This is a genomic window from Pseudomonas sp. R9.37 (genome assembly GCF_963878885.1).
Classification (GTDB): domain Bacteria; phylum Pseudomonadota; class Gammaproteobacteria; order Pseudomonadales; family Pseudomonadaceae; genus Aquipseudomonas.
Map to the genome: position 1 here is coordinate 51,020 of NZ_CAWNZA010000007.1, position 20,170 is coordinate 71,189.

At 61.3% G+C, this 20,170-nt stretch carries 20 protein-coding genes; 14 read left to right on the plus strand and 6 right to left on the minus strand.

Features of this window, described 5'->3' with window-relative positions; translation table 11 throughout:
* Positions 1–52 precede the first annotated feature (52 nt).
* Positions 53–388 carry a hypothetical protein gene (locus AACU78_RS05235; protein ID WP_106580162.1) on the plus strand — a complete coding sequence of 112 codons (336 nt, stop codon included), beginning with the start codon at positions 53–55 and terminating at the stop codon, positions 386–388.
* Here AACU78_RS05235 and AACU78_RS05240 read toward each other — a convergent pair.
* Positions 378–1,991: an ATP-binding response regulator gene (locus tag AACU78_RS05240; RefSeq protein ID WP_106580163.1), complete on the minus strand. Its 1,614-nt coding sequence runs from the start codon at positions 1,989–1,991 to the stop codon at positions 378–380. The genes AACU78_RS05235 and AACU78_RS05240 overlap by 11 nt on opposite strands.
* 114 nt (positions 1,992–2,105) lie before the next feature.
* Between AACU78_RS05240 and AACU78_RS05245 the strand changes: the two genes are divergently transcribed.
* A complete protein-coding gene (locus AACU78_RS05245; RefSeq protein ID WP_106580164.1) occupies positions 2,106–2,708 on the plus strand; it encodes a LuxR C-terminal-related transcriptional regulator in 603 nt (200 codons plus the stop codon).
* On the opposite strand, the gene AACU78_RS05250 is transcribed toward AACU78_RS05245, so the two are convergent.
* Entirely contained in the window at positions 2,705–3,139 is a 435-nt protein-coding gene (locus tag AACU78_RS05250; protein WP_106580165.1) for a GNAT family N-acetyltransferase, read from the minus strand. The two genes, AACU78_RS05245 and AACU78_RS05250, sit on opposite strands and share 4 nt — an antisense overlap.
* 217 nt (positions 3,140–3,356) lie before the next feature.
* Between AACU78_RS05250 and AACU78_RS05255 the strand changes: the two genes are divergently transcribed.
* From AACU78_RS05255 to argE, 4 genes are read left to right on the plus strand one after another with little or no spacing between them, the layout of a single operon-like run.
* Positions 3,357–4,688, plus strand: coding sequence for a flavin-containing monooxygenase (locus tag AACU78_RS05255; RefSeq protein WP_371924199.1), 1,332 nt, complete (start codon positions 3,357–3,359; stop codon positions 4,686–4,688).
* Between the two features lie 23 nt (positions 4,689–4,711).
* Positions 4,712–5,122 (plus strand): RidA family protein, encoded by a 411-nt coding sequence (locus AACU78_RS05260; RefSeq protein WP_010171793.1) that lies wholly within the window; start codon positions 4,712–4,714, stop codon positions 5,120–5,122.
* A gap of 10 nt (positions 5,123–5,132) precedes the next feature.
* Positions 5,133–5,810 (plus strand): DUF1028 domain-containing protein, encoded by a 678-nt coding sequence (locus AACU78_RS05265; RefSeq protein ID WP_106580167.1) that lies wholly within the window; start codon positions 5,133–5,135, stop codon positions 5,808–5,810.
* The gene (argE, locus tag AACU78_RS05270) at positions 5,807–6,952 is read left to right on the plus strand and encodes an acetylornithine deacetylase (RefSeq protein ID WP_106580168.1); all 1,146 of its coding nucleotides are present in this window, start codon (positions 5,807–5,809) and stop codon (positions 6,950–6,952) included. The genes AACU78_RS05265 and argE overlap by 4 nt, the downstream gene beginning before the upstream one ends.
* 71 nt (positions 6,953–7,023) lie before the next feature.
* Here argE and AACU78_RS05275 read toward each other — a convergent pair whose 3' ends face one another.
* The gene (locus tag AACU78_RS05275; RefSeq protein ID WP_106580169.1) at positions 7,024–8,103 is read right to left on the minus strand and encodes a LacI family DNA-binding transcriptional regulator; all 1,080 of its coding nucleotides are present in this window, start codon (positions 8,101–8,103) and stop codon (positions 7,024–7,026) included.
* A gap of 306 nt (positions 8,104–8,409) precedes the next feature.
* On the opposite strand from AACU78_RS05275, the gene AACU78_RS05280 reads away from it, so the two are divergent.
* Genes AACU78_RS05280 through AACU78_RS05290 form a run of 3 tightly spaced genes read left to right on the plus strand, consistent with a single transcriptional unit; the run spans position 8,410 to position 11,661 of the window.
* On the plus strand, positions 8,410–9,732 hold the full coding sequence (locus tag AACU78_RS05280) for an MFS transporter (RefSeq protein ID WP_106580170.1): 1,323 nt from the start codon (positions 8,410–8,412) through the stop codon (positions 9,730–9,732).
* A 23-nt stretch (positions 9,733–9,755) separates the two neighbouring features.
* Positions 9,756–10,742, plus strand: a complete 987-nt coding sequence (locus tag AACU78_RS05285; protein WP_106580171.1) for a dihydrodipicolinate synthase family protein — start codon at positions 9,756–9,758, stop codon at positions 10,740–10,742.
* Positions 10,732–11,661 carry a PfkB family carbohydrate kinase gene (locus AACU78_RS05290; RefSeq protein ID WP_106580172.1) on the plus strand — a complete coding sequence of 310 codons (930 nt, stop codon included), beginning with the start codon at positions 10,732–10,734 and terminating at the stop codon, positions 11,659–11,661. The genes AACU78_RS05285 and AACU78_RS05290 overlap by 11 nt, the downstream gene beginning before the upstream one ends.
* Here the strand turns inward: AACU78_RS05290 and AACU78_RS05295 are convergent.
* The gene (locus AACU78_RS05295) at positions 11,658–12,569 is read right to left on the minus strand and encodes a LysR substrate-binding domain-containing protein (RefSeq protein WP_106580173.1); all 912 of its coding nucleotides are present in this window, start codon (positions 12,567–12,569) and stop codon (positions 11,658–11,660) included. The genes AACU78_RS05290 and AACU78_RS05295 overlap by 4 nt on opposite strands.
* Before the next feature lie 250 nt (positions 12,570–12,819).
* On the opposite strand from AACU78_RS05295, the gene AACU78_RS05300 reads away from it, so the two are divergent.
* From AACU78_RS05300 to AACU78_RS05310, 3 genes are all read left to right on the plus strand, one after another.
* Complete coding sequence (locus tag AACU78_RS05300; RefSeq protein ID WP_106580174.1) at positions 12,820–14,235, plus strand: purine-cytosine permease family protein; 1,416 nt, start codon at positions 12,820–12,822, stop codon at positions 14,233–14,235.
* A gap of 407 nt (positions 14,236–14,642) precedes the next feature.
* Positions 14,643–16,082 carry an ATPase domain-containing protein gene (locus AACU78_RS05305; RefSeq protein WP_106580175.1) on the plus strand — a complete coding sequence of 480 codons (1,440 nt, stop codon included), beginning with the start codon at positions 14,643–14,645 and terminating at the stop codon, positions 16,080–16,082.
* Between the two features lie 23 nt (positions 16,083–16,105).
* Complete coding sequence (locus AACU78_RS05310; RefSeq protein ID WP_106580176.1) at positions 16,106–16,483, plus strand: response regulator; 378 nt, start codon at positions 16,106–16,108, stop codon at positions 16,481–16,483.
* A 182-nt stretch (positions 16,484–16,665) separates the two neighbouring features.
* On the opposite strand, the gene AACU78_RS05315 is transcribed toward AACU78_RS05310, so the two are convergent.
* Positions 16,666–17,070, minus strand: a complete 405-nt coding sequence (locus AACU78_RS05315; RefSeq protein WP_106580177.1) for a DUF6896 domain-containing protein — start codon at positions 17,068–17,070, stop codon at positions 16,666–16,668.
* A gap of 420 nt (positions 17,071–17,490) precedes the next feature.
* Between AACU78_RS05315 and AACU78_RS05320 the strand changes: the two genes are divergently transcribed.
* Positions 17,491–17,982, plus strand: coding sequence for a GNAT family N-acetyltransferase (locus AACU78_RS05320; RefSeq protein WP_106580178.1), 492 nt, complete (start codon positions 17,491–17,493; stop codon positions 17,980–17,982).
* Between the two features lie 1,380 nt (positions 17,983–19,362).
* Positions 19,363–19,788, plus strand: a complete 426-nt coding sequence (locus AACU78_RS05325; protein ID WP_106580209.1) for a GNAT family N-acetyltransferase — start codon at positions 19,363–19,365, stop codon at positions 19,786–19,788.
* On the opposite strand, the gene AACU78_RS05330 is transcribed toward AACU78_RS05325, so the two are convergent.
* Positions 19,775–20,089, minus strand: coding sequence for a hypothetical protein (locus tag AACU78_RS05330; protein ID WP_250212342.1), 315 nt, complete (start codon positions 20,087–20,089; stop codon positions 19,775–19,777). The two genes, AACU78_RS05325 and AACU78_RS05330, sit on opposite strands and share 14 nt — an antisense overlap.
* Between the last annotated feature and the right edge of the window lie 81 nt (positions 20,090–20,170).

A 20,170-nucleotide genomic window follows, 5' to 3' on the forward strand; every position in this document is an offset into this window, starting at 1 on the left:
GAGGGTGCCTTGCGCGCTGGAAAAACCCTGACAATCCCAAGGAAGAACCCTCATGAACCTGCACGCCTGCGTTACCCGTCTCACCCTGCTTGGCGCCCTGATTATCGGTGTTGCCGGTTGCAGCAACGTCAAGCCCAATGAAGACCATCTCAAGACGCTGTCGGAAACCAACCTCGGTGAGCCGGTCAAGCGTATCTCCAACGTGCGCAATGACTCTATGACCACCTACTACATCGCCAGCACCGCGTCTGGTGATTACAACTGCACCGTGCCCAGCGGTGCCAGCGGCGGCTTGTTCACCGTGGCCAGCTTTGGCCTGATGAAACCCAGCGCCTGGTGCATGCCCAAAGGCGCCAAAGGCGGTCAGGCCGCACCGTTCATGCAGTGACGGTTGGCTGGCTGAGGTCACGCAGCGTGCCGCGTAGCTCTGCAGGCCGCACCGGTTTGGACAGAATCGCGATCTTGCGGTCATGCAGGGCAGCCTGGATTTTTTCCACGTCGTGCCCGGTCAGAATCAGCGCCGGCACCGCCCAGCCGCGTTGCTGGCGCAGGGCATCGATGCACTCGATGCCGGTGGCGTGGTTGCCCAGGTCATAGTCGGCGACGACGATGTCGCAGTCGCTGACCAGGCCCTGCCCGCTGGATTCGGCCTGCACCTCGCAGCCCCAGCGCTCCAGCAAGGCCTGGGTGGCCAACAGCACGTTGTGGTCATCTTCCACCAGGCAAACTTTCAGACCCGTCAGCAAGCCGGCCTGGCGCGGGTCGTCTCGCGCCGCCGGTTGGCGCGGCGCCCTCGCCAGTGCCAGGCCGTACAGGCTCACGGAGGTGCCATGGCCCAGCCGAGAACGCAGGCTCACGTGCACGCCCATCAACTGCCCCAGCCGCTTGACGATGGACAGCCCCAGGCCCACGCCTTCGACGTCCTTGTCACGCAGTTGGCGTACCCGATAGAACTCTTCGAAGACCTTCGCCTGATGCTCCTCGGCAATGCCCCGCCCCTGGTCGTGCACCTGAAGCGACACGCCGCCGTTGCGAATGCGCGCGCCGATCAGTACCGGCCGCTGCGCGCCATATTTGAAGCAATTGGAGAGCAGGTTTTGCACCATCGTCGCCAACATCGCGGGGTCGACCTGCACCCAATACGCACACGGCCGCAGGCGCAGTTGCACCCCGGCCCAGTGCGCCGCCTCGGCGTGCTGGTGCACCAGGTCGGCGAGGAATTCGCCCAGGTGAATCACTTGGTATTTGGGCAACAGCCTGCCGTTGTCGAGGGTGTAGAGGTCGAGAATCGAACGGAACAGCTGCGACACGTTGAGCAGCGAGCGGTCGATATTGTCCACCAACCGCTGCTCGTCATGCCCAAGCTTTGCCTCACGCAAACACGCCGTAAACAGCCCGATGGAGTGGATCGGCTGGCGCAGGTCGTGACTGGCCTGGGCCAGGAACCGCGATTTTTCCAGGTTGGCCGCGATGGCTTCTTCGGACGCCTTGCGCGTGCGCTCGAGCAAAATATGCGCGTACACCGGGATCACCGTGCTGGTGATCATCAGCATCAGCACCATGAACGGTTGCGCCTGCCACAGGGGCGTCAGCCGGTACACGATCAGCAGCGCGAGCAACGCCAGCCCCGTGGCAATCGCCAGGTAGCGCGAGCCGTAGCGCATGCCGTTGCCCAGGTTGACCCACACCATCACGGCATACAGCGGCAATGCCGCTTCACCGCCCACCACCAGCCCGAACGAGGTGCCGGTGTAGTCGTGGATCATGCCCAGCACCCGCCGCGTCGGGTAATGCCCGGGCCAGCGCGCTATGACCTGGCGCAGCGCGATGGAGGCCAGCAGGAACGCGACGATGTACAGGATCACCGGCACGTAGGTGTCCACCGACTGACCGGGAAAGAACCCCAGCGCGCCGATGTAGACAATCGCGATGGCGGCCACCACGATGCGCAGGTTGGCCTGATCGAGTTCGGAGTTGGTCTCATGACTCATGGATGACGTCCTTGTGCGGCAATCGATCTGTCCGGAACGCGCCAGAAGCGTCCCTGTGGCGCGGTGCTAAAGTAGCATGGCACAGCACTCGCTTGCCCCAGGAAGGAGCACACCATGACCGGCCGGATCATCATAGCCGACGACCACCCGATGTTTCGCGAAGGCATGCTGCGCACCGTGCAGCGCCTGCTGCCCGAGGCCGTGGTGCAAGAGGCCGGCGACCTGGACGCGGTGCACGCATTGACCCGCGACGGCAGCGATATCGACACACTGATCCTCGACCTGCGCTTTCCCGGCCTGACCTGCATGAGCCAGCTGGCCGAGCTGCGCCAGCACTTGCGGCGCAGCACCTTGATTGTGGTGTCGATGGTGGATGACCCGGCGCTGATCGAGCAGGTCATGGCGCTGGGTGCCGACGGGTTTATCGGCAAGAACATCACCCCGGACGAAATCGGCCAGGCGCTCCTGGCGATTCGCGACGGCGAAGTGCTGGTCAAGTTCGCGCCCTCCGGCCTGCTGCCCCTGGGCACCCCCACCCTCACCGCGCGCCAGCAAGAAGTGCTGCGCCTGATCGCCCAAGGCAAGACCAACAAGGAAATCGCCAAAGCCCTGGCGATCTCGCCATTCACCGTGCGCATTCACGTGTCGTCGCTGCTGCGCAGCTTGAAGGTGCCCTCGCGCGCGGCAGCGGCCGTCAAGTACTGCGCCGAGCGCTAGGCGTTTTCGTTGCCGGGGCGCGTGAAGGAGTAACGGTCGATGTCCGTTCGCAGCGTCCAGCCCTGCCCTTGCCAAAACGCGGCGGCATGGGTGTTGGTCTTGAACACATCGAGGTGGCATTTGCCGATGCCCAGTTGCTCCAGCGCACCGAGGCAGCGCTCGACCAGTGCCTGGGCGATGCCTTGGCGGCGATAGTCCGGCAGCACCAGCAGGTGTTGCAGATAGCCACGCCGGCCATCATGGCCGCACATCACGCAGGCGATCACCCGGCCGGCGGCGTGGGCGACAAAACTCATCTCGGGGTTGCGCGCCAGGTAGCGCTCGGTGGCCTCGCGGGAATCGGCGTCGCGCAGGGAAATGCCCGGGGTGTTTTGCATCAGGGCGAGGACCGCGTCGTAGTCGGCGGGGGTCATTACACGGATCGTAGGCATGGCGTCTGTCCAATGTGAGAGCGGGCTTGCTCGCGAAAGCGATGGCTCAGTGAAAGCTATATTGACTGAAATACCCCATGCGCGGGCAAGCTCGCTGCCACATCGGTTCTGCGCCATTCAGCGCGATCGTGTCAGCCGCTCTGCATCCGATATTTATGCTCTGTTCCCAGCTTAATAATATTTTATTAAAAATCGCCCTCCCCCTAGCCTTGACGCCATGCCCAAGCTGAATCCAACTGCATTACGCAAGGACAGACACATGACGCAAGCAATAACAAAAACAGACACCCTGGTTGTGGGAGCCGGTCAAGCTGGCGTGGCCATGAGCGAACACCTGAGCAAGCACGGTGTGCCGCACCTGGTGCTGGAGCGCAGCCGCATCGCCGAGCGCTGGCGCACCGGGCGGTGGGATTCGTTGGTGGCCAATGGGCCGGCCTGGCATGACCGTTTTCCAGGCCTTGAATTCGATGACGTCGCCGCCGATGGTTTCGCGCCTAAAGAGCGCGTGGCCGATTACTTTGAAGCCTATGCGCGCAAATTCAACGCGCCGATCCGCACCGGCGTGGAGGTGACCTCTGTGGTGCGCAATGTCGGCCGCCCGGGCTTTACCGTGCACACCAGCGAAGGCGTCATCGAAGCCAACCGCGTCGTCGCGGCCACCGGGCCGTTCCAGAAACCGGTGATTCCAGCAATTGCGCCTAAAGACATCGCGCTGCACCAGATCCATTCCGCCGACTATCGCAACCCTGCGCAACTGCCCGCCGGCGCCGTGCTGGTCGTGGGTGCCGGCTCGTCCGGCGTGCAGATCGCCGATGAATTGCAGCGCTGCGGCCGCCAGGTGTACCTGTCGGTCGGCGCCCACGACCGTCCGCCGCGTGCCTACCGCAACCGCGATTTCTGCTGGTGGCTGGGCGTGTTGGGCGAATGGGATCAAGCCGCGATGAAGCCTGGCCGCGAGCACGTGACCATTGCAGTGAGCGGCGCCCACGGCGGCAAGACCATCGATTTTCGCGAGCTGGCCCAGCAAGGCATGACCCTCGTCGGCCTCACCCAATCCTTCAACGGCAGTACCGCCACCTTCCAGGCGAATTTGGTGGACAACCTGAAACGAGGCGATGAGAACTACCTGGCCCTGCTGGACGCGGCAGATGCCTACATCGAGCGCAATGGCCTCGACCTGCCGATGGAGCCCGAAGCACGCCGCGTGTTTCCCGACGCCGAATGCATCAAACACCCGATCCTGGAGCTGGACCTGGTAGAGGCCGGTATCACCTCGATCATCTGGGCCACCGGCTTTGCCGTGGATTACAGCTGGCTGAAGGTCGATGCCTTTGACGCCGCCGGCAAGCCGCAGCACCAGCGCGGCGTGGCCCCCGAGTCGGGGATTTACTTCCTCGGTCTGCCTTGGCAATCGCGCCGTGGCTCGTCCTTTATCTGGGGCGTTTGGCATGACGCCAAGTACGTGGCCGACCACATTGCCATCCAGCGCCAATACCTTGAGTACCGTGAACCCGCACCGATTGTTCAACCCTCACCTGTCAGCGCCTGATCACTTTTTTCTGGAGTTTTTTGATGCCTACTCACACGCGTATCCGCATGTTCAACACCAAGGAAACCTACCCCAACCAGAGCCTGGACAACGACCTGTGCCAGGCCGTGCGCGCCGGCAATACGGTGTATGTGCGCGGCCAGGTGGGCACTGATTTTGACGGCAACCTGGTTGGCCTCGGCGACCCGCGCGCGCAAGCCGAGCAAGCCATGCGCAACGTCAAGCAACTGCTTGAAGAAGCTGGTTCCGACCTGAGCCACATCGTCAAAACCACCACCTACCTGATCGACCCGCGCTACCGCGAGCCGGTGTACCAGGAAGTCGGCAAGTGGCTCAAAGGCGTGTTCCCGATTTCCACCGGGTTGGTGGTGTCGGCGCTGGGCCAGCCGCAGTGGCTGATGGAAATTGACGTGATCGCCGTCATCCCCGAATAAGGAGCCGCACATGACCTTTTCAATCGTCGCGCGCTGCGCGGACACCGGCCAGCTGGGCATCGCCATCAGCTCATCGAGTATCGCCGTGGGTGCGCGCTGCCCGTGGCTGCGGCCCGGTGTGGGCGCGGTCTCGACCCAGAACATCACGCTGCCGGCCCTGGGCCCGGACGTGCTCGACCTGCTCGAACACGGCCTCGCGCCGGCCGAGGCCGTCGACAAGGCCCTGACCCGCAACGGCTACAGCCAGTACCGGCAACTGACGGCGATTGATCACCTGGGCCGCAGCGTGCATTTCAGCGGCAGCGAAACCCTCGGTACGCACCACGCGGTGTCGGGCGAACAATGCGTGGCGGCGGGCAATATGCTCGCTGACCGCGCGGTGATCGAGGCGATGGTCACGGCCTTCGAGCAAGGCGAAGGCCAACTCGCCGACCGCCTGCTGGCCGCCATGCACGCGGCCATCGCCGCCGGTGGCGAAGCCGGCCCGGTGCACTCTGCCGCCTTGGTGGTGGTGGGCGAACTGACGTGGCCGATCATCAACTTGCGGGTGGACTGGGCCGATGAACAGCCGATCGGCGAACTGCAAAAACTGTGGGACGCCTACCGCCCACAAGTACAGGACTACATCGACCGCGCGCTCGCCCCCGACCGCTCGCCCGGCTACGGCGTGGCCGGGGACGAGCGATGAGCACCAGCCGCCAATTGCTGCAGACGCTGGTGGGCTTCGACACCACGAGCCGCGAATCCAACTTGCAGTTGATCGCGTTCGTGCGCGACTACCTGGCCGAATTCGGGGTCACCAGCGAGCTGGTCTACAACGCGCAGCGCAGCAAGGCCAACCTGTTTGCCAGTGTCGGCCCGACGCAGGTGCCGGGCATTGTGCTGTCGGGGCACACCGATGTAGTGCCGGTGGATGGCCAGCCGTGGACCGTGCCGGCGTTTGAGTTGACCGAGCGCGACGGCAAGCTGTTTGGTCGCGGCACGGCGGATATGAAGGGGTACATCGCCTGTGTGCTGGCGCTGGTGCCGGCATTGGTGGAAGCCGACTTGCGCCTGCCGGTGCATATCGCCCTGTCTTACGACGAGGAAGTCGGCTGCCTGGGCGTGCGCGCCTTGCTGGCGGTGCTGGAGCAGAGGCCGGTGAAGCCGATGCTGTGCATCATCGGCGAGCCGACCGAACTCAAACCGGTGCTCGGCCACAAGGGCAAATTGGCGATGCGCTGCGATGTACATGGCGAGGCCTGCCATTCGGCGTATGCGCCGTCTGGCGTGAACGCGATTGAGCATGCCGCCGAGTTGATCGGTGAGCTGGGGCGGATCGGCCAGCGACTGCGCGAGCAACAGGATTCGCGCTTTGATCCGCCGTTCAGCACGGTGCAGACCGGAATGATCTCGGGTGGCAAGGCGCTGAATATCGTGCCGGCAGACTGTCGGTTTGATTTTGAGATTCGCGCCTTGCCGTCGCAGGACCCAGGCGACGTGGCGTCAGCGCTGCGGGCCTACGCCGAACAGCAGGTGCTGCCGCGTATGCAAGCGGTGAGTGCGCAGAGTGCGATTCGGTTTACCGAGTTGTCAGCGTATCCGGGGCTGGTGACCGATGAGCGCAGCCAGGCAGCGCAGCTAATCGCAGCGTTCAGCGGTTCGCGGGATTTCGGCACCGTGGCGTTCGGCACCGAGGGCGGGTTGTTTGATGCGGTGGGTATTCCCACGGTGGTGTGTGGGCCCGGGAGCATGGACCAGGGGCACAAGCCGGATGAGTTTGTCAGTGTGGCGCAGTTGCAAGGCTGCGATGCCATGTTGCAACGGATGCTGGACTCGATTCGCGCCTGAGCCGCCAGGCTGTCAAACCCGCACAGCAACGGTGAGGGGGAGCAAGTCCCCTCTCACCCTCAAGGGTGTGTTCAATCCTGGCGTGGCGCCGCGCCTGTCGACTCGCGCTCAATAAGTTGCACCTCCAGCATCGACGGCGCCTCACAGGCAAGCCCGGCGAGACGATCAATCAGGTACTGCGCGGCCAGTTCGCCGATCTGCCGGTCGGGCACCTGAACGGTGGTCAAGGCAGGCCGACTGTGGGCAGCGATCTCGATGTCGTCGAACCCGCAAATGGACAATTGGTCGGGCACCGCAATGCCCAGCGCCTGGGCTTCCAGCAATGCGCCGATGGCAAGCATGTCGTTACCGCAAATGATCGCAGTGGGCGCCGGTTGTTGGCTCATGATGTGTTGGAGGCTGGCGCGGGCAAACGCGACGCGCCCCTCGTTCAGGCTCTGGGCGCGAATGGCCTGATGCTGAGGCCGCAGGGCCAGCCCTTGCTCGGCCAGGGTGGCGTGCACGGCCTGTAGCCGGGCCTGGATGCGGCCGTTGTCGGTGACCGACTGGAAAATGATGCCAAAACGCTGATGCCCCAGCGCCAACAGGCGCCGGGTAATCATTGCGTAGGCCTGCCCATGGTCAAACCCCGCGCAGGGATGCCGTGCACCGGCGCGCTTGCCAAAGGTGACCACATACGGCGTGCCTTTGGCATCCAGCTGATCAAATAACGCATCGGGGTAATCATCCCCAAGCAGTGCCAGCGCATCGACGCCACGCGCCAGCATACCTCTGGCCTGACGATAACCTTCGCCCGGGTCATACGCCGAACAGGCGACAAACACCGCCAGCCCCTGGGCACCCAAACGGTTCTGGAACGCCTGCAACTGCTGGTGAAATTTCTCGTGTTCCAGGGTCGGCACGATCACGCCGATGGTGTACGAACGCCTGGAAACCAACGAACGCGCCGCCGCGTTGGGCACCCAGTCCAGTTGGTCGATGGCCGCGCGGACTTTGGCGCGGGTTTTTTCACTGACGCGTTGCGGCTCATTCAAATAGCGCGAAACCGTTGCGGTCGACACATTGGCGATCCGGGCGACATCGGCGAGCACCGGTTCCTGGGAAATGGGCGCATGAGGCGTGTCGCGGGGCGTGGTGATTGCAGCGGGCATAGGTGGCTTCATGTCAAAAAGTAAGCGTTACGCACAACCTAAGCGGGCACCTCGGCGCAGTCAATGAATCGTTGACAGCCAGCAAACTGAAAATCTAGGATGTAAGCGCCAGACAAAAAATAAACATTTTCAACATACGTTGTTTATATTGGGCACTCCGCGTTAAAGGTTCGTGCAACCAGGGACGATTTTTGTCGGGATGACAAACGATTACATAATGCCATGTGCTGCCACGTCAGCCGGGAAGCCGGGCCAACGTGCCGGGTCAGCGCACGCTGTCAAAAACAATAAAAAGAGACATCCATCATGAGTCAGACACCTGCACACCCCGTTGCGCCACCGCGCATTCGGCGCCAGCAAACCCTCGCCCTCAGCCTGCTGGTGCTCAGCGGCATCATCAACTACCTGGACCGCGGCACGCTGGCCGTTGCCAATGAATTCGTGCGCGCCGACCTTGATCTGTCGCTGGGCGAAATGGGCATCCTGCTCTCGGCTTTTTCCTGGAGCTATGCGCTTTGCCAACTGCCCGTCGGCGCCCTGGTCGACCGCATCGGGCCACGCTGGTTGCTGGGCGGCGGCCTGGTGCTGTGGTCCCTGGCCCAGGCGGCTGGCGGCCTGATGTCGAGCTTCGGCTGGTTCTTGCTCGCCCGCGTGCTGCTGGGGATCGGCGAGTCGCCGCAATTCCCGTCTGCCGCGCGGGTGGTGAGCAACTGGTTTCCACTGCGCTCACGCGGCACGCCCACCGGCATCTTCAATTCAGCCTCGCCGCTGGGTATCGCGCTGGCCCCGCTGTGCCTCTCGGCGCTGATCGCGGCACTCGACTGGCGTTGGGCGTTCTACCTCACCGGCGCCGCCGGGCTGTTGGTCGCGGTGGTCTGGCTGGTGGTCTATCGCGACCCGGTCAAGGACACGCTCACCGAGGAAGAACGTCGCTACCTGTACAGCGATGAACCCCACGTCACCACTCCCAAGGTCACGTTCGCTGACTGGCGCGCACTGTTCTGCCACGCGACAACCTGGGGCATGATGCTCGGCTTCATGGGTTCGGTGTACTTGAACTGGGTCTACCTGACCTGGCTGCCCGGCTACCTGCGCAGCGCCCGGCACATGAGCCTGGAGATGAGCGGCGTGGCTGCTGCGATTCCGTTCCTCTGCGGGTTTATCGGCGCGCTGGTCGCCGGCTGGGTGTCCGACCGCATCACCAGGCGCAGCGAAACCGCGGTGCTGGGACGCCGCAACGCGATGGTCGTCGCGATGGTGGGCATGGTGATTTTCACCATCCCGGCCGCGCTGGTAGAGAGCAATGTCATCGCCGTGGCCTGCATTTGCGTAGTGATCTTTTTGGCCAACGCGTCCTCGGCGTGCGCCTGGTCTTTGGCCACCGCCGTCGCGCCGGCCAATCGCGTGGCTTCACTGGGGGCGATCCAGAACTTCGGCGGCTTCCTGGGCGGCGCACTCGCGCCGATCATGACCGGCTACATCGCCCAGACCTGGTCGTTCGTGCCCGCACTGCTGACCGGCGCGGCCATCGCCATGATCGGCGCCCTGTCGTACCTGTTCCTGGTACGCCACCCCATCCCCGACACCCCGCCAGCCTGCGCGGTCACCGCCGCGGCGGCTCACCCATGAACATTCATCCAGAGGACGCCTCTATGCCCCGCCCTGCCCAACCTGTCATCGAAGGCATCGTGCCGGTGATGCTCACGCCCTTTGACGAGACTGGCCACATCGACTTCCCCGGCGTCGACCGCTTGATCGAGTGGTACCTGGGCCTTGGCTGCGACGCGTTGTTCGCAGTGGCGCAGTCCAGTGAGATGCAATGGCTGAGCCTCGACGAGCGCATGCAACTTGCCCGGCATGTGGTTGAGCGAGTGGCCGGGCGGGTGCCGGTGGCGGTGTCCGGCCATATCAGCGACTGCCTCGAGACCCAAGTGCACGAGCTTAATGCGATGGCCGCCAGTGGCGCCGACGCCGTGGTGCTGGTGACCAACCACCTTGACCCGCAACGCCAGGGCAGCAAGGTGTTTCTCGATAACCTGCACACCCTGCTCGAACGCCTGCCCGTTGACGTGCCCTTGGGCCTCTACGAGTGCCCGGCGCCCTACCGGCGCTTGCTCAGCGACGAGGAGCTGCAAGCCTGCATCGACAGCCAGCGCTTTATCATGCTCAAGGACGTGAGCTGCGAGCTGCAAGTGGTCAAGCGGCGCGTTGCCTTGGCGCAGGGCTCGTCGCTGCGCATTCTCAACGCCAATGCGGCGATCGCCTGGGACGCCCTGCAAGCCGGGGCCGCGGGCTTCAATGGCGTGTTTACCAACTTCCACCCCGACCTGTATCAGTGGCTGCGCCTGCATGGCGCACAACACCCGCCACTGGCGCAAGAGCTCGCGACCTTTCTGGTGCTGGCGGCCACCACAGAAGGCATGGGCTACCCGGCCCTGGCAAAAATCTACCACCAGCGAATCGGCACCTTCGCGTCCATACGTTGCAGGGTGATCGACTACGACGTGCGCGAACGCCATTGGGCCCTGGACGCCGTGCTCGATAAAATCGTCGCGGGTACCGAACACTTTCGCGCCAGAATCCGCGCGCTCGATACCCCGCAGGCGACACTGCCGGGAGAACCGCGCCATGGCGGATAACCGTGTCATCTGCGTGGGTTGCGCGCTGTGGGACACCATCTTCAGCGTGGATCACATCCCGTCGCGCGGTACCAAGATTCTCCCCCGCCAGGCGGTCCAGGCCGCGTCAGGCATGGCCACCGCCGCAGCGGTAAGCATTGCGCGCCTGGGTGGTCCGGTTGCCCTGTGGGTGCGTATCGGCGACGACGCCACCGGCACAATGCTCATCGATGACCTGAGCCAGTCCGGCGTCTGCACCGCATGGATTCGCCAGGTGCCCGGCGGGCGCACGCCGTTCTCGACCATCCTGGTGGACCGTGACGGCGAGCGGCTCGTCGTGCCGTTCATCGACCCCACACTGGAAGCCGACGCCGCCTGGCTGCCCCTCGACGACATCGCTGGCGCGGCGGCGGTAATGGCCGACATGCGCTGGCTGCAGGGGGCTCACGCAGCTTTCAGCGCCGCCCGGCGGCTGGGCGTGCCGACGCTGCTGGATGCCGACGTCGCAGCCGTGGAAGACCTTAACGCGCTGATCCCCCTGGCAGATCATGTGCTGTTTTCCGAACCGGCCTTGCAGTTGCTGGCTGGCAACGTCCCGCCCGAAGAGGCGTTATTGGCCCTGGCGTCGCGCTGCGAGGCCAAGGTGATCGGCGTCACTCTAGGCGAACGCGGCTCGCTGATCTGGCAGCGCGAAGGGTCGAGCACTGCGGTGCAGCACTTCACGACACCCCACATTCGCGCAATCGACACGCTCAACGCCGGGGATGTCTGGCATGGCACCTATGCGTACGGCCTGGCGCATGGCTGGACGCTGGCCGAGCGCGTACGCGCCGCGAGCGTTGCCGCCGCGATCAAATGCGAAGTGTTTGGCGGCCACCGGGGCGCGCCGACCCTGGCACAATTGGTCGCGCGCCTGGGCGCAGAAATGTCGCCGTGCTAACCCAGCAGCCGCGCGAGCTCTTCGCGGCAGTAGTCGACGAACAATTGCACCGGCTTGGTCAGCGGCGCGCGACGCAGCCAGACTGCCGATAGCCCTGAGCCGGTCACCGTCTCTGCCAACGGTACACACACCACCTTCTGGCCATCGTAGGTGTATTCGGTAAACGGTTTGGTCACCAGGATCGAAAACCCGAACCCCCTGCCCACCATGCCCCGCACCATCTCGATCGACGGCGAGCTGAACACGATATTGGGTGTCAGCCCGCGCTCTTCAAAGATGCTCACGAAGTAGGTGCGGCTCGGCAGCACATCCAGCAAGATCATGGGCTCCAGCACCAAGTCCGCCAGCGATACCCTGGCCTGCTGCGCAAAACGGTGATCCGCCGGCAGCAAGGCATACGGCTGTTGCGGCGGCATCAGCGGCGTGGTTTCAATCGTGCCGCCCAGGTCATGCTCGAACAGCATCGCCACATCGATACTGCCCGCCGTCAGCGCCTGCACCAGTTCTTGCTGCTCGCCATCACGAATACGGATTTCCACCCCGGGCCAGCGCGCCTTGAAGCCCGCGATCAAACGCGGCAAATACAACGGCGCCACCGTCTCAAAGCAACCGATGTCGATCTGCCCCGCCACCACATCATTGTCGGCCAAGGCGTTCTGCTCGAACTCATGTGCGACCCGCAACAGCTCCAGCGCCTTGCGATAAAACCGCGCGCCGCTGGGCGTGAGTGAAACACCCTGGGCGTGATGGCGAATAAACAACTGCACGCCAAAGCTGTCTTCCAGCTGCTTGATCGCGGTGGAGACCGACGGCTGCGCGATATACAGCTTGCGCGAGGCCTCGGCGACGCTGCCGCACTCGGCCGTGGTAACAAAATATCTGAGCTGGCGCAGGTTATAGGCAGCCATCGGGACCTCCAGAAACGTGGGACTTCGCCCCAAACAAGTGCGCGAAAATCGGCTTTTTCACACTGATCCAAGCCCCTGCAACATACCGGAGCAAAAAATCCGGCGAGATACTTTTTTTAAGGTCTATAGCAACAAACTTACTAATTTACCTCCCTGCGTCCATTGCAGATGATCACTCCAACAACAAAGCGTCGCCCACGCGTCGCACAGCGAAGTACGTCAACGTACTCACCTTGCCTTGGAGCTCGTCATGGTTACCACTGCAACATCCTCCGCCCCGCTTATCGAAAAACACACGATTGGATACGTGCCCCCGGAAGATCGCCACGGAAAGGTAAGAGACCTGTTCACCCTGTGGTTCGGCGGCAACATCGCACCGCTGCCCATCGTCACCGGCGCGTTGGGCGTGCAACTGTTCCACTTGAACCTGGTGTGGGGCATCGTCGCCATCCTCGTCGGCCACCTGGTCGGCGGCGTGCTGATGGCGTTGCACTCAGCCCAAGGCCCGCAAATGGGCATCCCGCAAATGATCCAGAGCCGCGCCCAGTTCGGCTCGCTCGGCGCCCTGCTGGTGGTGGTGATCGCCGGCGTCATGTACATCGGTTTCTTCGCCTCCAACATCGTGCTGGCCGGTAAATCCCTGCACGGCGTGGTCGACAGCGTGCCCGTGCCGGTCGGCATCGTCATCGGCGCCATCGGTTCCGGGATCATCGGCATCATCGGCTACCGCTTCATCCACGTGCTCAACCGCATCGGCACCTGGGTGCTCGGCGCCGGCATCGTGCTGGGCTTCGGCTATATCTTCACCCATGTGCAGACCACGGATTTTCTGACCCGCGGCAGCTTCAACATTTCCGGTTGGCTGGCCACCGTGTCCCTCGCGGCGCTGTGGCAAATCGCCTTCGCACCTTACGTGTCGGATTATTCGCGCTACCTGCCGGCCGACGTCCGCGTGGCGTCGACGTTCTGGACCACCTACCTGGGCTCTGTCCTTGGCTCCAGCCTGGCCTTCATCTTCGGCGCCGTCGCCGTGCTCGCCACCCCGGTCGGCATGGACACCATGGACGCCGTCAAACTCGCCACCGGCGCCATTGGCCCACTGATGCTGGTGCTGTTTTTGCTCAGCGTGATCAGCCACAACGCCCTTAACCTCTACGGCGCGGTACTGTCGATCATCACCTTGGTGCAGACCTTTGCGTATCGCTGGATTCCTACCGCCAAAAGCCGTGCGGTGATCTCGATTCTCGTCCTCGCCGCCTGCGCGATTGCGGCGGTGTTCGCCTCCAAAGACTTTATCGGCCACTTTGTCGACATGGTGCTGGTGCTGCTGGTGGTACTGGTGCCGTGGACGGCGATCAACCTGATCGACTTCTATGCGATTCACAAAGGCAAATACGACATTGCCTCGATCTTCCGCGTGGATGGCGGGATTTACGGCAAGTACAACCCACAGGCGCTGCTGGCGTATGCCATCGGGATTGCAGTGCAGATTCCGTTTATGAATACGCCGCTGTATGTAGGGCCGATTTCCGAACACATCAATGGCGCGGATTTGTCCTGGGTGGTGGGGTTGGTGGTGACGTCGCCGTTGTATTTCTGGTTGGCAAGTCGCGACAGTGCGTATAAGCGACGCATGGACGGGGGCAAGTTGGTGGGTGGCATTTGAGGTAAAAGGCTGAAGTATTCTTAGAGTAATGGGTGGAACCATCCCTATCGTGGCTTTGCAGCTGCGGTATGGGTGGTTTTTTTCGTTTGGGCTGCGGTTACGCGCGTGAAGGCTGTGCACGCGCGCACGTGCGTGGCGTTTGATCAGCCCGTTGACGTGTTGTGGCCAATAATGACCCAAGTTCGATTCGAGGGCTGGCTTAGTCTGACAAAGCCGCTGAAACGTAGCGCGCTGCTTAGTCTGCTTTGGGCCATAAGTTGCCACTCGTGAGGGGTTCTTGCGACATAACAACGGCGACTTGCGCGACAACTTTCCATTTAACCCTAATGGCTCCCGAGCCGAAATGGAGTAGCATTCCACCCAGTAGCTTGGTTTAAACAGATTGTTTTTCGGATCAGGGTCGCATTGTGGAAAAGCTAAAACGCCTTCAAAGCGGAATAGAAGGGCTCGATGCTCTGCTCAAGGGCGGATTGGTCGAGGGTGCTTCATATATTATTCAAGGACGCCCAGGGTCTGGAAAAACGATCCTTGCCAACCAGCTGGGGTTCCATCATGCGAATAATGGGGGCCGGGTTCTGGTCGCCACGCTGCTGGCAGAGTCACATGACCGTCTTTTTCAATTTCTTTCTACGTTGAGCTTTTTTGATTCATCCAAAGTCGGTGCCGAAATTCAATTTGTCAGCGCCTTTGACACGCTGGAAAACGACGGGCTGGATGAAGTAGTCAAGCTGCTTCGGCGTGAGATAAGCCGCCAAAAAGCCACGGTGATGGTAGTAGACGGGCTGCTCAACGCGCGTTCTAAAGCCGATTCGCCCATAGACACGAAAAAATTCATTTCAGAATTGCAAGGGCACGCCGCTTTCGCCGGTTGCACGGTGCTGTTTCTTACCAGCTCCCGACTTGATGACGGAAGCCCTGAGCACACCATGGTAGATGGCGTCATCGAGATGGGCGAAGAGCTGTATGGCACTCGCTCGGCACGTCGCATCCAACTGCGTAAAACCCGCGGCAGCGGAGCAATGACCGGTCTTCATGAGTGCGAAATCACCGACCATGGCTTGGTGGTTTACCCTCGCCTCGAAAGTCTTTACAGCCACCCGTCCGCCCCGGACAGCGCCGACATGACGCGCATTGCCAGTGGCGTCGGATCACTGGACGGCATATTGGGCGGAGGCCTTTACAGTTCCAGTGTGTCTCTGGTCATAGGGCCCTCCGGGATTGGTAAAACGACCCTGGGTCTGAAATTTCTGTCCGAGTCGACGGTGGATATGCCAGGGCTGCACTTTGGCTTCTACGAGAGCCCACAACGGTTGCGGCTCAAAGGCCAGTCACTGGGTATCGATATCAAAGCCATGGAAGACAGCGGCGCGCTGAGCATTGCCTGGCAGCCAACCACCGAAGGCCTGCTGGATGGGCTGGGAGCACGATTGCTGAGCATCGTTGAGGAAAAGGGCATCAAGCGCCTGTTCATCGACAGCCTCAGTGGCATGACGCGAGTCTCGACCAACCCGGCGCGCATTACCGACTTCTTCAGTGCGCTGATGAACGAGTTGCGGTCCAGGGGCGTTACGGTTTTTGCATCCTGGGAAATGCGCGATTTGTTTGGCTCCGAGGTCAGCGCACCCAGTTCCGACCTGTCCAGCATCGTCGATAACCTGATGCTGATGCGGTTCTCTGAGAATCGCGATGAACTAAGCAGGACGTTATCCATTCTTAAGGTACGAGATAGCGCTTATGACCCCTCTCGATTCGAGGTCGTCATCCAAGATCAAAATGTTTTTCTGAGAAAGGCTTCAAGTCATGAACCTTCAGTCGTCACTGAGTCATCACCTGGTTCAATTTCTTAAGCTTTCGAGTGGGTTGAACTAACATGACCACCATTCTGGTCGTCGACGACGAGTATTTGATCGCTGATATTCTCAGCTTCGCGCTGGAGGATGAGGGGTTCATGGTGGTAACGGCCAGCAATGGTCGAAAAGCACTCGAGGTGCTGGACAGAGAACGCCCTGCCCTGATCATCACCGACTTCATGATGCCGGTCATGGACGGCCAGGAGTTCGCCACCGCTGTCCGCGCCCTTCCCGCAGGCAATCATTTACCGATCATTTTGATGAGCGGCGCTCAGGCGCACATTGGCATGCAGCGATCGGACTTGTTTGATGTTGTGCTGCCAAAGCCCTTCAATATCGATTTGATCATTGCCGAGGTCAGGAAGCTGTTGTCCTCTGATCAATCGGTCGTTCTCTGAGTCATGAGGCGGGTGGGTAATTGAACGTATTTGCCCGCCCCGTGGCCTTTAACTGAAGCTGACCCTCGCACTGCAAGGTTATGAGCGGCGTAGAACCACCCGCGGCGGGCCAGGTGAAGCCGGCCTTGCGTCGACCGGCGCTTGGTCTGAGAACTTCGAACGGACTGTGTCGACATGAGTTGTCAGGTGGCATCCGCCAAGTAGTAAAGGATGTACCCGCAATACGTAAGAGCACCGGCTGCTACCTCTGCCTCAAAGCACTTTTTGAGTGCATCCTCATCAGCAAAACCGTACGCCAACAACTTGTCACCGGCAAAATCAGCAAGTCGCCACACGTCGAAACCATCGATCTCACCGTGGGCCCCAAAGTCGAAGTCCACCGTGCCTGTGGGGAGTCTGACCGCGCAGCCGTAGCCGTGCTTGAAGTAACGAACGCCGCCTTCAAGCTCGCCGTGCTGAGGAATGTCATTTACCACCCAATCCACATTCGTCGCGGGCAGCGGGATGCCAGACCGCTGCATCATGGCCACCGCGACGCCGACACTTGCCTGGTAGTCGCTGATCAAAATGGCGAGTTGATTATTCATACCGTCTCACTGTTATAGATGTCCGTGATGGCCAGAAAAATAGTTGGCCCGTCCGGTAATGTTAGCGCTCGATAGAAACCCCGTGTGTTCAGGTGAGTTGTGAGAAAACCCGCTTCTGCGGGTTTTCTGGTTTTCGCCGGTCGGTTCAAGCCCACCTTTTTTGTGGTGAGCGGGCTTGCCCCGCGTTGGGTTGCGCAGCAGCCCCAGAAACAGCCACTAAAATTTGCCTGGCGTACCGCGTTTGTTTTGACTGGGGCTGCTTCGCAGCCCAACGCGGGGCAAGCCCGCTCGCCACAAAAAGCCCGCGCGCGGCATTGAATGGGCCGGCGTACTGCAACAAGGCAGCTCGCCACAATCCGTGTCAGACCCTTGATGTTTCTTTATGATGTGGCCTTTCGCTTAACGTCCCAGGAAATACCCATGCCCGCCCTCACCTTCCGTAACGCCCTCCCCGCCGATGCCGCGCGCTGCTTTGAAATCGAAATCAGCGCTTACGAAGGCGATGAGGCCGCGACCCTGGAGAAAATCGCTACGCGCATTGCGCAGTACCCCGAAGGCTTTTTGATTCTGGAGGCGGATGGCGAGATGGTGGGTTTTATCAACTCTGGCTGCGCCCATCAGGTGGTGATGTCGGACGAGGCGTTCAAGGAGTTGGTGGGGCATTCGGCCGAGGCGCCGAATGTGGTGATCATGTCGGTGGTGGTTGACCCGGCGCAGCAGGGCAAGGGCTATTCCAAGCGGTTGATGACCGAGTTTGTGCAACGCATGCAGGCCATGGGCAAGCAGACGATTCACTTGATGTGCAAGGAGCAGCATGTGCCGTTGTACACGCGCATGGGTTACAGCTATGTGCAGCCTTCGCCTTCTGACCATGGCGGGATGGCGTGGCATGAGATGGTGATGGCTTTATAATTGCCGCCATATACCTCACCCAGCGTCTCATTGGGCTCGCCGAATTAACTCGGATCAGCCCCTTACTTATCCGCTCTCTCGACGCGACCCTTGGGCCGAACGTCAATCCCGAACAAAAGACTCAACCACTCTCAGCAACCCGTATTTTTGACCCGGGGAAGGAACCTCCACGTGACCAGCGCAAGACCGCTCACCTTTCAACAAGCTCTTAAAAAGAATCTCAAGCGCATGCTGACGTTCTGGGCACCGCTCAGCGTTATCTTTACCGGGCTTGGCGCGCTGTTGGGGTTTTATACGCTATCGACCTACGCGACTGCGGTTGGGCGCCCCGACTTAATCGCGGCTGCATTGGAGGCAAAATCAGCCTTGGTCCCCTGGCTTGCCACTGTCATAGGAATGCTCGCCGCGTACATGCTGATCCTGTTGTCGACGACGGTGTTATTCGGGCTTACGGTATCTATGTTCAATGACGCCCCGCCCCTGCAGCCCAAGCTAACTGGCGTCATTTTGGTGCCTGCGCTGGTGGGTATTCTCGGTTTTCTATGGCTGAATTTCCAAGAGCCGCTGCTGAGTAATTGTTGGAAAGGTAGTTGGGCATTGGCGTGGCTCCTCTTCGCCCTGTTTTGGACGTTGTTAATGCCCTCGTTCAGGAATGCGGTTTGCACCTGCGCAGACAACGCCGGGCCGGGCAATTCAACGAGCTGGCCGCTACGGTTCTGGTTCATGCTGATGGTTACGCTGCTGCTCGCCAGCACAGTGATATCCGCCGTATTCCCCACGCTTCTGATCATCAAGGCGTATATCGGGAAAGACACGCCAGAGGCTGTCAATCGCTTGATGACGATCTCAATGTTCGCCGCCTGCGTCGCCTTACTGCCTGTAATCATTTTCTATGTCAGTAAAGCTGATCTGTTCAATCGCATCGCGTTTAGCGTAATAGCAACAGTGGGCATCGGCTTGATCGTTATTATGATGTCGCCGGGAAGCCCTGCTGCAATTGTTTACTCGGCAGCGCTAGTCATGAAAGTTCGAGACCCTGAACCAGCCAATTTCATGCTGACGAAAACCTATGCCAAGGAAGACTTTGATCGGATGGTCTGGGGCAGTGTCGAAAAGCGGCGCGGCCAACCCGTGGTGTCGGCCTTCCCGTTATTTTCGTTCGGCGACGTGCTGTTGTTGTGTCCAACCAGCCTGATTACCAAGCAACGCCAGGATTGGCCGCAAGATTCGGTTTACTGCGTACTCACCCAAAGTAGTAACGCCATTCGCGTCCCCAAGCGAGCAACTCAGGCAGCGGCCCCGGCCATCAAGCAGATAAAAAAACGCCTAAAAGCCCAGCTAAGTGTTCATTGGCAGGCGCGCCCACTGGAGCTCAGCACGATGCAACCGCCACTTGTTGAAATCAGCGACCAACCCAACCCCGACGCCGAGCGCCTGCTCGGCAACGGTCTCGCCGCGTTCAATGAAGCCATCACCGGTGCCAACGACCGCCAGCCACTGACGGTGCTGGTCAGGGATCCGGGCACTCGGCAGATCCTCGGCGGCATCACCGGCAAAACCTCTTTGGGCATGGCCTTCCTCGACCTGTTTCACTTGCCCGATGCCCTGCGCGGCTCGGGCCTGGGCAGCCAATTGCTGCAAGCCTTCGAAGACGAAGCCCGGCGCCGGGGTTGCTTGAGCGCGGTGCTGTATACCCTCAGTTTTCAGGCACCGGCGTTTTACCAGAAGCAGGGGTGGGTGCGGTTTGGTGAGGTGCCGTGCTTGCCTGCGGGCAGCAGCCGGGTGTTTTTGTCTAAGGCGCTTTGAGGGTTTGCCAGTCGAGGCCGGCAAAGTGTTGCGTAAATTCGAATAGCTCGCGGTCGATGACTTCGGCATGCCCATGCACCCCGCTATCCGCCAGGCTGTACGCATCATCAAAATACCCGCACGCCTGCAGGGTGCCGGGTAAGTCGTAGCCTGACCGGGCCCATAGACGGTAGATGCCCTCGGCCAGGCGTCGCCCGAAGGTGGGGTCACCAAGAAGTCGGCTGTGCGCAACCGACAGCACATAAGGCAGCATTTCGTCTTCGACCATGGCCGGCGTGGCGACTTGCAATAGCTGCCACATGACCTCCTCGCGACTCGACCTGCTCATGAGCGCGAGTTCTATCAGCGCATAGGGAGGATGCTGCAGTGTCGCCAGTGTCGC